Raw genomic sequence first — 12107 nt, 5'->3', positions numbered from 1 at the left:
CTCTGGGGCTTTTTTTATGGAATTTTAAAATGCTAAGACAGATCGTATTATTAGTTGTCGCAAGTGTGATGCTGATAGCTTGCTCTGAGCAAACATCAGGTTTCAAAACATTTCGTGAAGGGCAGCAAGCGCTGCAAACTATTAATAATTTATTATCGACTCAAGAACAGCAAAGTGAAGCTGCTAGCTGGCCTTTCTCAGAAAGTTATTTGCAAGCGCGTCATCAAGCTTATCAAGGACTAAAAGCGATTAAGTTAGATGTGTCACAACAGGCGCAATTAAATTATTTAATTATTGCTGAGCGTTATCCTGAGCGTTACTTTGTATGGCCTGTACAACGTGATGTTATTAGCCAAGCTCGTTCATTAGATGACTACTCAGTAAATGCACTAGCTAACTGGCTAGAGTTAGTTGAAACGCAGTTAATTGCAGCTGAGCAAAGCAATCTGAAATTAAATAAAATCGAATTAACGCTTTTACATAATATGGTCAAATCGCACCTTGATAATAGCGATGACAGTGTACAAGCAGCACTAAACAAACTTAATCAATATTTAACTCAGTATAAACCGCGTACAAAACTTGGTTTAGTTGGTTTGGCAAACGGTAAAGATTGGTATCAAAGTAAACTTAATTACTTTAGTGGTGAAACTAAGCCACCTTTAAATTGGTTAAGTGAGATACAGGCTTCGTTAAAGCAATCGCAGAGTGCAGATTTTGTACTACCTGTATCAGACTCTCACGCTAAACCATTAGTAATGAATTATTTTGTAGAAAATCATCAGCACACAGGCCTTGATTGGCAGCTTGATTATCTCGACCCGCTCAAAAGTAAGCGTAAATTAACACAAGGGGAGCAATACTTCTGGCAAGTTATGATGGAAACTGACTTAGGTATTCATTATCACACGTGGAGTGAACAGCAAGCACGTGTCAACTTGATGAAGCGTTTAGGTGTAGATCAGCAGCAAGCTGATTGGTTAATTGAGGATATCGTGCTTTATCCTGCGATGAGCTTTATTTTTATAAATTAGTACAGCGCTGCGCTCTATGGAGCGCAACGTCGACAGCGTTGGCTTGCAGGATCTGCAAGTAAACGTTCGTCATCAATTTTTTCTTCACAATCACAGCAATAGCCATACTGCCCAATATCGATTTGGCATAGTGCTGCTTCTAACTTTTCTATTCGAGCAATCAATATTTGATACTCAGAACCGAGATTATTTGCTGTCAGCTCTAACCAGTCTGAAGGGGGATTATCCTTGAGTTGCGATAGCAGTTGCTGATGATAGGCTTGATCAGAATTAGCCAGCATATCGAGTAAACGTTGTCTAACCTGCGCAAGTTCCGCAGATAACTTTGTTTGAATTTCAGTATTGTTCATCGCTTTTCTTCCAAGTGGGCAATACTGGTATTATCAAACAAAATCGATTTGCTAATTATGATTTGTATCAATACTCGGCGCTTTCGCGTACTTTCTTAGTACATCTGCAACTTCATCTTTGGCTTTTAGACGGCGGATCTCATCAAAAAGTGCGTTAGCTTGTGGGTATTGGCGTTTTAAATAGCCGAGCCACTGCTTAGTACGAGAAGCAAAATACTTTTCACATTTGCTCTCGTCTTGATGCATAGATGAATGAATAATGTGGTATATCACATGCTCCCATAACATCGGAGTGTAATGCTCGTTTTCTGCATGAGATTTTATTTGTTTTGCTAAATCAGGCATCGCTAATGCACCACGACCAAGCATTAAATCTTGGCAATGACTGCGCTTTTGACAAAGCATGGCATCTTCAACTTGCCAAATTTCGCCGTTAGCAACGACCGAAATATTTTTATCTTTGATCAACGGCGGGATTTTTTCCCAATATGCCGGTGGGTTGTAACCATCTCTTTTAGTTCTGGCATGAATAGCAAGACTTGAAGCACCAGCGCTAACAACAGCATCAACAATTTCTTGGCTATTACTATCATCATCAAAACCAAGCCTAATTTTTGCACTAACTTCATGGCAAGGGTCAACAGCATCACGTACGGTTTTAATAATTTCGTACATGTGTTCAGGATCTTTTAACAGTACCGCACCACCTTTACTTTTGTTCACTGTTTTAGCTGGGCAACCAAAATTTAAGTCGATACCATGCGAGCCTAGGCGTATTGCTTTGACGGCATTTGCTGCCAAAGCATCGGCAACTTGACCTAGCAACTGAATACGCACTGGCGTACCTGCACGGGTATAGCCACCTGTTTTTAGCTCAGGACAATAGCGATGAAACACGCGTTCGGGCAGTGTGTCTTCAACGACACGAACAAACTCTGTTACGCATAAATCAAATCCACCTAAATCAGTTAGGAGTTGTCGCATTTTAAAATCCACAACGCCTTCCATCGGTGCTAAAACTAGTCGCATGATACCTGTTAACTCATCAAAAATTAGGACGCGTATTCTAGCTGTTCTGGATTGTTTTATAAATCGTAATTTGCATTCTTGGCACTTTCAGAAAATAATTATAAAAATTTTGAAAGTAATTTTTAGTTCTCGGGTCTTGTTTAATAACCCTTTATAAAAAAGAGAGTCATCGAATGAACACAGTTAAGAAAAATTCAATTGCATTAACATTAGGTGCGGTTGTAGTAGGTGCGTCAAGTTTTGCAGCCACTGATGCCAGTGCAAACCCATTTGAATTTCAGCAAATGCAAGCAGGCTATCAACTAGATGCCGCAGAAGGTAAATGTGGTGAAGGTAAATGCGGCGGCGATAAAAAAGCCGAAAAAGAAGGCAAATGTGGCGAAGGTAAATGCGGCGCAGACAAAAAAGCAGCTAAAGAAGGCAAGTGCGGCGAAGGTAAATGTGGCGCAGACAAAAAAGCAGCTAAAGAAGGCAAGTGCGGCGAAGGTAAATGTGGCGCAGACAAAAAAGCAGCTAAAGAAGGCAAGTGCGGCGAAGGTAAATGCGGCGCGGACAAAAAAGCAGCTAAAGAAGGAAAGTGCGGCGAAGGTAAATGTGGCGCGGACAAAAAAGCAGCTAAAGAAGGAAAGTGCGGCGAAGGTAAATGTGGCGCAGACAAAAAGAAAGCTAAAGAAGGTAAGTGTGGTGAAGGAAAATGTGGTTCTAACCACTAAACGCTTATTTAGCTTTTAAAAGGGCCGTAAAGGCCCTTTTTAGTAGGAGGTAGTATGTTAAAAGAATCAGTAGCTGATTTTGGGCAGGTTGGTTTAGGTTTGCGCCGAGAAATGCTTGATGAAATGCTCATTGATGTTCCAAAACCCATTGAGTTTTTAGAAGTTGCACCAGAAAATTGGCTCAAGCTAGGCGGGCGTTTTGGAAAACAATTTAAACAGCTTACCGAACAACATGCCTTTGTATGCCATGGTTTATCGTTATCAATTGGCTCACCTGCAGCGCTTGATATTGACTTTGTGCAATCGCTTAAAACTTTCTTTAAAGAGCATAATATTCGTTTATTCAGCGAACATTTAAGCTACTGCTCGGGCGAAGGGCATATGTACGATTTAATGCCCATTCCGTTTACTGAAGATGCAATTAAACATGTGGCCTCTCGTATTAGGCAAGTACAAGATATTCTAGAGCAGCCAATTGCCATCGAAAATGTCTCTTACTATGGCGCGCCCGGCCAACAAATGACTGAACTTGAGTTCACTAATGCGGTGTTAGAAGAAGCGGATTGTAAACTACTGCTCGACGTGAATAACATTTATGTTAATTCGATTAATCATGGTTATGACGCAGAGCAATTCTTAGCGGCGTTACCCACAAAACGTATTGCCTATGGGCATGTTGCGGGCCACTACACTGAGGCAGAAGATTTACTGGTTGATACCCATGGTGCGCCAGTTATCGATCCTGTTTGGCAATTACTTGAAAAAGCTTATGAAGTTCATGGGGTATTTCCCACCTTGTTAGAACGAGATTTTAATATTCCGCCGATGAGTGAGTTATTAGCTGAACTGAAAACCATTGAAGCACTACAGCAAACAGCCAACAAACAAAACCAAGCAAGGGTGAAACACAGTGCCTAATCATTTTACCCAAGTGCAGCAAGCGTTTATGGCGCATATCCGCGACCCTCAGCAACATGCTAAGCCTAGTGATGTTGAAGAGCGCCGTATGGCGATTTATCGCGACTTATTTTTTAACAATGTGGATGGCTTTGTTAGCTCTGCGTATCCAGTACTAAAAAGTTTATATTCAGAGCAAGCTTGGCATGGCCTCGTTAGACAGTTTTTTAGCCAGCATGATTGTAAATCACCTTATTTTTTAGATATTGCAGGGGAGTTTTTGGCCTTCCTTGCTAATGACTATGAAGTGCAAAGCGATGATCCCGCGTTTATGTTAGAGCTAGCGCACTATGAATGGGTTGAGCTTGATGTATCGGTTGCTCAAGAGGTGGCAGAAGAAGTGAGCTTATCGGCTCATCAAGTGACAAGCTCTGCATTATTCTTAAGTTCACTTGCGCGTAACTTGAGTTACAGTTTTCCTGTTCATACCATCAGTACAGATAATCAACCAAGTGAACCGGCAGCACAACCAAGTTACTTTGTGGTTTATCGTGATAGCGATGACGAAGTACAATTTTTATCGACAAATGCGATGACCGCATTACTTCTTAATATCATAGAATCTCAGCCGGGTGCAGATTTAAATGATGTATGCCAAGCAGTTGCAGAGCATGCGCCTCAATTTAGCCAGGAGCAGCTGTATCAGGGAGCGCTCAATACCTTAAGTGCCATGGCAGAGCGCGGCATTGTGGTGACTAATACCTTGGTTTAAAAATCGGCTAAAGCTCTTTATTGATGAGGGCAGTTCGACTATTATGTGCGCCTTATTTTGTCGTGCTTAAATAAAGGTAGTAACTATGTCGAATGATAAAGACTTTAAAGATCCGTTCAATGCAACTTATTTCATTGCGTTTTTAGCTGTATTCGGTGGCATTGGCTGTCTAAACGCTATTCTTGGTTGGATCACTTCTTTATCTTAATCTGCGTAAGCAAATTTAAGACAATAGGCTGCATAATGCAGCCTTTTTTATAGTTGATATTTCTTGTTAAGTGATTAATTTCGAAACTTGCTACCGACTTTCCCCTAAGGTGATGTTATACTCTCGAGCTTTGTTAGATAAACTTTTTGAGCAGTATAATTATGACTCAAGCAACTTCAACGCTCATCAAACAGAGCATTGCAACGATCGCTGATTACCCAAAGCCGGGCATTATGTTCCGCGACGTAACAACTTTAATGGCTAATGCTGACGCATTTAAAGCAACTATCGACAGCTTTATTGCAGCATATAAAGACCAAGGTTTTACAAAAATCATCGGTACTGAATCTCGTGGCTTTATCTTTGGTGCACCACTTTCTTATGCACTAGGTATTCCATTCATTCCAGTTCGTAAACCAGGCAAACTTCCTCGCGAAGTGATTTCACAAAGTTACCAATTAGAGTATGGTGAAGATATTCTTGAGCTTCATACAGACGCAATTGTCCCTGGCGATAAAGTGTTACTGGTAGATGACTTACTAGCGACAGGTGGCACAATCGAAGCAACTGCAAAATTAGTTGCTAAACTAGGCGGTAACGCAACTGATGCCGCATTTGTTGTTTCTTTACCTGAGCTGGGTGGTGAGCAACGAGTTGCTGATATGGGCATCAAAATCTTAAAGTTGGTTGAATTCGAAGGCGAATAATTAATGAGTTATCAGGTTCTAGCAAGGAAATGGCGACCACAAACCTTTCACGAGTTAGTGGGGCAGTCTCATGTTAAACAGGCATTGGTTAATGCATTAACACAAAATAGACTCCATCATGCTTATCTCTTTACTGGAACCCGTGGGGTGGGTAAAACAACCATCGCACGTATATTCGCTAAAAGTCTCAACTGCGATAAGGGTATCTCTGCTGAGCCATGCGGACAATGTTCAAGTTGTACTGACATTGAAGCAGGCCGTTATATCGATTTGTTAGAAATCGATGCGGCATCACGTACCAAAGTAGAAGATACCCGCGAAATCCTTGATAACGTTCAATACGCACCAACACGTGGTCGTTACAAGGTATACCTAATCGATGAAGTTCACATGCTGTCAAAGCACAGTTTCAATGCATTACTAAAAACATTGGAAGAGCCGCCAGAGCATGTGAAGTTTTTATTAGCGACAACCGATCCGCAGAAACTGCCAGTGACGATTTTATCGCGTTGCTTACAGTTTAATTTAAATGCTTTGTCGCAATCAGAAATTCATGATCAGCTTGCCCATGTTCTTAATCAAGAGCAGCTAAGTTTTGATGATAAATCATTGTCTATTTTAGCTAAGGCAGCCGATGGTAGTATGCGTGATGCACTGAGTCTTACAGACCAAGCAATTGCGCAAACCAATGGCAATATTAATCATCAGGCTGTGCAAACTATGCTTGGCTTGATGGATACTCAATATAGCCAAACCATGTTAGCAGCGTTATTGTGCCAAGATGGCGATGCATTACTTCAAGAAGTAAAAGCGGTCGTTAGCCGAAACCCTAACTTTGTAGCTTTGCTCGACGATTTAATTGCCTTGACGCATCTTATTCAGCTTGTGCAACTTGTGCCTAGTGCAGCGGCACTTGATGATACTAACCGAGATTTTATTGAGCAGGTGGCACAAACCACTGATGCACAGCAGATGCAGGTTTACTACCAATTGCTATTAAATGGTAAAAAAGATTTGCAATGGGCACCCGATGCTAAACTTGGCTTTGAAATGATCATGTTGCGACTGCTTGCATTCCAACCTACGCAATTTGCACAAAGCCAAACACCAACGAATACCCAGCAACAGGTTAAGCCAAGTGGTGCCGGTGCACTGCGCGATATTTTGAAAAAATCTACGGCGCAACGTGAACAAGCAGCTTCAGAGCAAGCACCAGTTGCACATAGCTCTGCACAGACAACTGCTGTTCCTTCAGAGCCTCAGCCAACACAAGCTGAGCCTATTCAAGCAGCCAAGGCAGAAACGGTACATAGCCATGAGCCTGCCCAGCAAGTTGAAGCAACAGCAGAAGAGCAGCCTGATGTTGGTCAACAGCCTCAGCAATCTGTTGAAACTGCAATGGCCGCTGAAGTTCAACCAGCGCCTCAACACCAAGAGCAAAGCCACTCAGAGCAAGTGCCTGCAGCTGAGTACTCATCACCAGAGTATTCTTCGCAAGATTATATGGACGATCATGATGCGCAAATGGACCCATCACTTGCTGCGCAATACGATGATGTGATGAATAGCGCCTATGATCAGGGCTTTACTGCCAATGAAGCATCTGCGCCTCAGCAACAGCAAACTGCACCTGCACAATTACAACAGCAGCAAAGTCAGGCGCAGTCGGCCATTGCTCGTATTTTACAAGACCGCAATATTTCAGGTGCCGGGCGTTTAAGTGGTGCACCAACGCAAACTCATGCTAAAGCAGAACCACAGCCTGAAGCTAAGCCCAAAGCAGAGCCGCCAGCGCAACAAAGCACAGCCACGACCAATATTCAGTCTCAGCAGCAAGCAATGGCTGCTGAAGTAAAAAAGCCCATCCCCCAGCAAACGGGGGAGAGCAGTAGTAAAGTAAAAAAAGTCGACTTTCGAGAAAAGCATCAAACAATCACCGAAAACTTAGCGCCAGAGTTACTTGAGCAGATCAATCCACAAAAAGCGCCAGAGCCAGTAGTTGAAGAAGCCAGCATTCCGATACCTGATGATTTTGAAAGCCCGATCAGCAGTATTAAATTTGCACACGAACAAGACGAATGGGCGTATTTAATTAAACGCATGGGACTGGGTGGTCGCATGCGCCAATTTGCGCTGCATTCAATCTTTACCAAGCAGAATAATCAGCTACACATTGAAGTTGATTCATCACAGCGCCATTTAGATAGCGCAGTGCTTAGACAAAAGCTCAATGCCGCATTAAGTGAAATTTACGGCCATAATGTTGAGCTTAGTATCGAGTTTGCTGATGGCGTAATTGATTCACCGTATTTGATTCAACAAAAAATTGATGCGGGACGTCATCAACAAGCGATTGATGTAATAAATAGCGATGAAAATATAGTGCAATTTCAGCAGTTATTTAGCGCTATAATCGATGAAAACAGTATTCAGGCATTGTAATTAGTTACAATAGCCCTTATCTTCATGCCAATTAAAGTAGTTTAGAAAGAGAGACAGTTATGTTTAAAGGTGGAATGGGTAACATGATGAAGCAAGCGCAGCAAATGCAAGAGCGCATGCAAAAAGCCCAAGAAGAAATCGCAAACCTTGAAGTTGTAGGTGAAGCAGGTGCAGGCCTAGTTAAAGTAACTATGCTTGGTAACCACAATGTTCGTCGTGTTGAATTAGATGACAGCCTAATGGAAGACGACAAAGACATGATCGAAGATTTATTAGCGGCAGCGTGTAATGATGCTGTTCGTCGTGTTGCTGAAGAAACTCAAGAGCGCATGAGCAAAGTAACTGGCGGTATGCAATTACCACCAGGTATGAAAATGCCATTCTAAGTGATTTTGTATGCAACTATCTCCTAGTTTAACACAGCTAATTGAAGCGTTACGATGCCAGCCGGGCATAGGTCCTAAGTCGGCACAGCGCATTGCTTTTCATTTGCTTGAGCGTGACCGTCAAGGTGGTAAACAGCTTGGTCATGCATTAACCAAGGCAATGGATGAAGTAGGGCACTGTCAATCTTGTCGTACTTTTACAGAGCAAGCTGTATGCGATATTTGTTCAAGTGTTAAACGCCAAGATAGTGGTTTATTGTGTGTGGTCGAATCACCAACCGATGTACTCGCTATTGAGCAAACTGGTCAATACCAAGGTGTTTACTTTGTTTTAATGGGTCACTTGTCGCCAATTGATGGCATAGGACCAAAAGAAATTGGCCTTGATATTCTTGAAAGCAAGTTGCAACAAGGCGGCATTAATGAGGTGATCCTCGCGACCAATCCAAGTGTTGAAGGTGAAACCACAGCCCACTACATTGCTGAGCTTTGTCATAAGTATCAGGTAGGTGCATCTCGTATTGCTCACGGTGTCCCTGTTGGTGGTGAGCTCGACTTACTCGATGGTATGACATTGATGCACGCATTTAGCGGACGACGCGCCGTAAACCAAAACTAATACCGAAAATGGTATCAAAAGCCTGCTTTAAGCAGGCTTTTTTGTGTATAGCCCCCCAATTTAGCCGTAAATTTAATTTTTTGCCTTGAAGTTCAAAAAGCCTGCCCCATATAAAGAGTCATAGTGCAGATTAGACACTTTGTTAATTGGAGATTTACACAATGACTGCAGCACAAAAAGAAACATTAGGCTTTCAAACAGAAGTCAAACAACTATTAAACCTGATGATTCATTCTCTTTACTCTAATAAAGAGATTTTCCTACGTGAGCTTGTATCAAACGCGTCAGATGCGGCAGATAAATTACGTTTCCTTGCGCTTTCTAATGGCGATTTATACGAAAACGATGCGGAACTAAAAGTACGTATCAGTGCCGATAAAGAAGCAAACACGGTCACCATTACTGATAATGGTATTGGTATGAGCCGTGAAGATGTGATCAATTCACTAGGTACAATTGCAAAATCAGGCACCGCAGAATTTTTCCAAAACCTAACAGGTGACCAAAGCAAAGATTCACAATTGATTGGTCAATTTGGTGTTGGTTTTTACTCAGCGTTTATCGTTGCTGACAAAGTAACAGTACGTACGCGTAAAGCAGGTGAAAGCCAAGGTATTGAATGGCAATCTGCAGGTGAAGGTGAGTACACATTACAAGAGATTGATAAACCATCACGTGGTACCGAAATCATTCTTCACCTTCGTGAAGACGAAACAGAGTTTGCTGATGAGTTCCGTCTACGTAGCATCGTAACTAAATATTCAGACCATATTTCTATTCCAGTTGAGATGTATAAAGCAGAAGTACCTGAATCTGAAGGTCCTGACGGCGAGAAAATTCCAGCACAGCCAGGCGAGTGGGAAGGTATTAACCGCGCAACAGCACTATGGACTCGTGATAAGTCAGAAGTAACAGACGAAGAGTACAAAGAGTTTTATAAGCACATCGGTCATGATTGGGAAGAGCCACTAAGCTGGGCACATAACAAGGTTGAAGGTAAAACTGAATACACGAGCTTGTTATACATCCCGAAAAAAGCACCTTTCGATTTATGGAACCGTGAGCGTCAATCTGGTTTAAAACTGTATGTACAACGCGTTTTCATTATGGATGACGCTGAGCAGTTCATGCCAAGCTATTTACGTTTTGTGAAAGGTTTACTTGATTCAAACGACTTGCCACTTAACGTGTCACGTGAAATTTTACAAGACAACAAAGTAACGCAAGCAATCCGTAAAGGTTGTACATCGCGTGTACTTAAAATGCTTGAGCGTATGGCGAAAAACCGCGAAGAAGATTACCAATCTTTCTGGAATGAGTTTGGTCAGGTGTTAAAAGAAGGCCCAGCTGAAGATGCGGCTAACAAAGAAGCTATTGCTAAGCTATTGCGTTTCTCTTCTACACATACTGATGAAAGCACACAAAATGTATCGCTTGAGCAATATATTGAGCGTATGAAGCCAGAGCAAGACAAAATCTACTATGTAGTTGCTGATTCATTCGCTGCAGCGAAGAACTCACCACATTTAGAGATCTTCCGTAAGAAGGGCATCGAAGTATTGCTTCTAAGCGACCGTGTTGATGAGTGGATGATGAGCTACTTAACAGAGTTCAACGAAAAATCATTCCAGTCAATTACCCGTGGTGACTTAGATTTAGGCAACATGGATGACGAAGAAACGAAAAAAGCGCAAGAAGAGTCAGAAAAAGAAGTTGCTGGCCTAGTCGAGCGTATTAAAACAGCACTAGGTGATAACGTTAAAGACGTACGCTTTACGCACCGTCTAACTGACTCGCCTGCATGTGTTGTTGCTGATGAGCACGATATGAGCTCGCAAATGCAAAAGTTAATGGAATCAGTTGGTCAAACAGTGCCTGAGCAAAAGCCAATTTTTGAGCTTAACCCAGAGCATCAACTTGTTAAACACCTAAATGTTGAACAAGACGAAGACAAGTTTGCTCAGTGGTCACAAGTACTTTTAGATCAAGCATTACTGGCTGAGCGCGGTACTTTAAAAGACCCTGCAGGCTTTGTAACTCGTTTGAACAAACTTATGCTAGATTTAAGCAAATAAGCGTTTTAGCTGAATGAGTTGGAAAAGGGAGCAAGGCTCCCTTTTTTATTGCCGCTAATATAGGCAATTGGTATAAGTTACTTGAGGTATAGCCTTAGTTGTGGAAGAATTCAGGCTCTAAAAACAAAACTCCACTGATCGACCATTTTTAAGATTAGTATCACACAGAGGACAATGATATGCGCATTATTCTTTTGGGCGCGCCGGGTGCAGGTAAAGGTACTCAAGCTCAGTTTTTGATGGACAAATACGGTATTCCACAAATTTCTACGGGCGATATGCTGCGTGCAGCAATCAAAGAAGGTACACCACTTGGTCTTGAAGCTAAAAAAGTAATGGATGCAGGTCAATTAGTATCTGACGAAATTATTATCGGTCTAGTTAAAGAGCGCATTGCTAAGCCAGATTGTGAAAAAGGTTTCTTACTAGACGGTTTCCCTCGTACTATTCCTCAAGCAGATGCAATGAAAGAGAATGGCGTGGTAGTTGATCACGTTATCGAATTTGACGTTGCTGATGAAATCATCGTTGAGCGTATGGGCGGCCGTCGCGTACACCCTGGCTCTGGTCGTGTTTATCACGTTGTTTATAATCCACCTAAAGTTGATGGTAAAGATGACATCACAGGTGAAGACCTAATCATTCGTGATGACGACACTGAAGAAACAGTACGTAAGCGTTTAGGTATTTACCACGACCAAACTAAACCATTAGTTGATTACTACCAAGCTGAAGCAAAAGCAGGCAACACTCAGTACCACAAATTAGACGGTACTCAAGCTGTTGAAGCTGTTAGCCAACAACTTGGTGAGCTTTTAGGTTAATAGCCTAATTGTTGACATAAAAAACCGCCGTTGGGCGGTTTTTTTATGTTT

Annotated in this window: 13 protein-coding genes; 11 read left to right on the top strand and 2 right to left on the bottom strand. The window is 42.0% G+C overall.

Annotation, left to right across the window (positions count from 1 at the left end; all coding sequences use genetic code 11):
* The first annotated feature begins 29 nt into the window (after positions 1–29).
* Positions 30–1034, top strand: coding sequence for a hypothetical protein (locus AOG26_RS06475; RefSeq protein ID WP_054561740.1), 1005 nt, complete (start codon positions 30–32; stop codon positions 1032–1034).
* Positions 1035–1048: 14 nt separating this feature from the next.
* Here the strand turns inward: AOG26_RS06475 and AOG26_RS06470 are convergent, their stop codons facing one another.
* Both AOG26_RS06470 and AOG26_RS06465 read right to left on the bottom strand, forming a co-directional pair.
* Positions 1049–1384, bottom strand: coding sequence for a TraR/DksA family transcriptional regulator (locus tag AOG26_RS06470; protein ID WP_054561739.1), 336 nt, complete (start codon positions 1382–1384; stop codon positions 1049–1051).
* Positions 1385–1435: 51 nt separating this feature from the next.
* Positions 1436–2413, bottom strand: a complete 978-nt coding sequence (locus AOG26_RS06465) for a tRNA-dihydrouridine synthase (RefSeq protein ID WP_054561738.1) — start codon at positions 2411–2413, stop codon at positions 1436–1438.
* 173 nt (positions 2414–2586) lie between these two features.
* Between AOG26_RS06465 and AOG26_RS06460 the strand changes: the two genes are divergently transcribed.
* From AOG26_RS06460 to adk, 10 genes are all read left to right on the top strand, one after another.
* Positions 2587–3126 (top strand): HvfA family oxazolone/thioamide-modified RiPP metallophore, encoded by a 540-nt coding sequence (locus tag AOG26_RS06460; protein WP_054561737.1) that lies wholly within the window; start codon positions 2587–2589, stop codon positions 3124–3126.
* Between the two features lie 54 nt (positions 3127–3180).
* On the top strand, positions 3181–4044 hold the full coding sequence (locus tag AOG26_RS06455; protein WP_054561736.1) for an HvfB family MNIO-type RiPP peptide maturase: 864 nt from the start codon (positions 3181–3183) through the stop codon (positions 4042–4044).
* A complete protein-coding gene (locus AOG26_RS06450; protein WP_268795215.1) occupies positions 4037–4795 on the top strand; it encodes an HvfC family RiPP maturation protein in 759 nt (252 codons plus the stop codon). The genes AOG26_RS06455 and AOG26_RS06450 overlap by 8 nt, the downstream gene beginning before the upstream one ends.
* An 85-nt stretch (positions 4796–4880) precedes the next feature.
* The gene (locus tag AOG26_RS21030; RefSeq protein ID WP_254907726.1) at positions 4881–5003 is read left to right on the top strand and encodes a hypothetical protein; all 123 of its coding nucleotides are present in this window, start codon (positions 4881–4883) and stop codon (positions 5001–5003) included.
* A gap of 161 nt (positions 5004–5164) precedes the next feature.
* Positions 5165–5710, top strand: a complete 546-nt coding sequence (apt, locus tag AOG26_RS06445; RefSeq protein WP_054551549.1) for an adenine phosphoribosyltransferase — start codon at positions 5165–5167, stop codon at positions 5708–5710.
* Positions 5711–5713: 3 nt separating this feature from the next.
* Positions 5714–8152: a DNA polymerase III subunit gamma/tau gene (dnaX, locus tag AOG26_RS06440; RefSeq protein WP_054561735.1), complete on the top strand. Its 2439-nt coding sequence runs from the start codon at positions 5714–5716 to the stop codon at positions 8150–8152.
* Positions 8153–8211: 59 nt separating this feature from the next.
* Complete coding sequence (locus tag AOG26_RS06435; protein WP_054551547.1) at positions 8212–8538, top strand: YbaB/EbfC family nucleoid-associated protein; 327 nt, start codon at positions 8212–8214, stop codon at positions 8536–8538.
* 10 nt (positions 8539–8548) lie between these two features.
* Complete coding sequence (gene recR / locus AOG26_RS06430; RefSeq protein ID WP_054561734.1) at positions 8549–9157, top strand: recombination mediator RecR; 609 nt, start codon at positions 8549–8551, stop codon at positions 9155–9157.
* Positions 9158–9318: 161 nt separating this feature from the next.
* Positions 9319–11232, top strand: coding sequence for a molecular chaperone HtpG (gene htpG, locus AOG26_RS06425; protein WP_054561733.1), 1914 nt, complete (start codon positions 9319–9321; stop codon positions 11230–11232).
* Positions 11233–11411: 179 nt separating this feature from the next.
* Positions 11412–12056, top strand: a complete 645-nt coding sequence (adk, locus tag AOG26_RS06420) for an adenylate kinase (protein WP_036967590.1) — start codon at positions 11412–11414, stop codon at positions 12054–12056.
* The last annotated feature ends 51 nt before the right edge of the window (positions 12057–12107 follow it).

Origin of the sequence: Pseudoalteromonas sp. UCD-33C, assembly GCF_001306895.1 — a bacterium.
In the GTDB taxonomy this organism is placed as follows: Bacteria; Pseudomonadota; Gammaproteobacteria; order Enterobacterales; family Alteromonadaceae; genus Pseudoalteromonas.
This window is presented reverse-complemented; position numbering and strand designations above follow the sequence as displayed.

Excerpts from the sequence above, each read along its gene's own strand:
- AOG26_RS06435 (WP_054551547.1), top strand. The coding sequence starts at position 8,212 with ATGTTTAAAGGTGGAATGGGTAACATGATGAAGCAAGCGCAGCAAATG.
- apt (WP_054551549.1), top strand. The coding sequence starts at position 5,165 with ATGACTCAAGCAACTTCAACGCTCATCAAACAGAGCATTGCAACGATC.
- adk (WP_036967590.1), top strand. The coding sequence starts at position 11,412 with ATGCGCATTATTCTTTTGGGCGCGCCGGGTGCAGGTAAAGGTACTCAA.
- AOG26_RS06455 (WP_054561736.1), top strand. The coding sequence starts at position 3,181 with ATGTTAAAAGAATCAGTAGCTGATTTTGGGCAGGTTGGTTTAGGTTTG.
- AOG26_RS06460 (WP_054561737.1), top strand. The coding sequence starts at position 2,587 with ATGAACACAGTTAAGAAAAATTCAATTGCATTAACATTAGGTGCGGTT.
- AOG26_RS06470 (WP_054561739.1), bottom strand. The coding sequence starts at position 1,384 with ATGAACAATACTGAAATTCAAACAAAGTTATCTGCGGAACTTGCGCAG.
- AOG26_RS06465 (WP_054561738.1), bottom strand. The coding sequence starts at position 2,413 with ATGCGACTAGTTTTAGCACCGATGGAAGGCGTTGTGGATTTTAAAATG.
- AOG26_RS06475 (WP_054561740.1), top strand. The coding sequence starts at position 30 with ATGCTAAGACAGATCGTATTATTAGTTGTCGCAAGTGTGATGCTGATA.
- AOG26_RS21030 (WP_254907726.1), top strand. The coding sequence starts at position 4,881 with ATGTCGAATGATAAAGACTTTAAAGATCCGTTCAATGCAACTTATTTC.
- recR (WP_054561734.1), top strand. The coding sequence starts at position 8,549 with ATGCAACTATCTCCTAGTTTAACACAGCTAATTGAAGCGTTACGATGC.
- htpG (WP_054561733.1), top strand. The coding sequence starts at position 9,319 with ATGACTGCAGCACAAAAAGAAACATTAGGCTTTCAAACAGAAGTCAAA.
- dnaX (WP_054561735.1), top strand. The coding sequence starts at position 5,714 with ATGAGTTATCAGGTTCTAGCAAGGAAATGGCGACCACAAACCTTTCAC.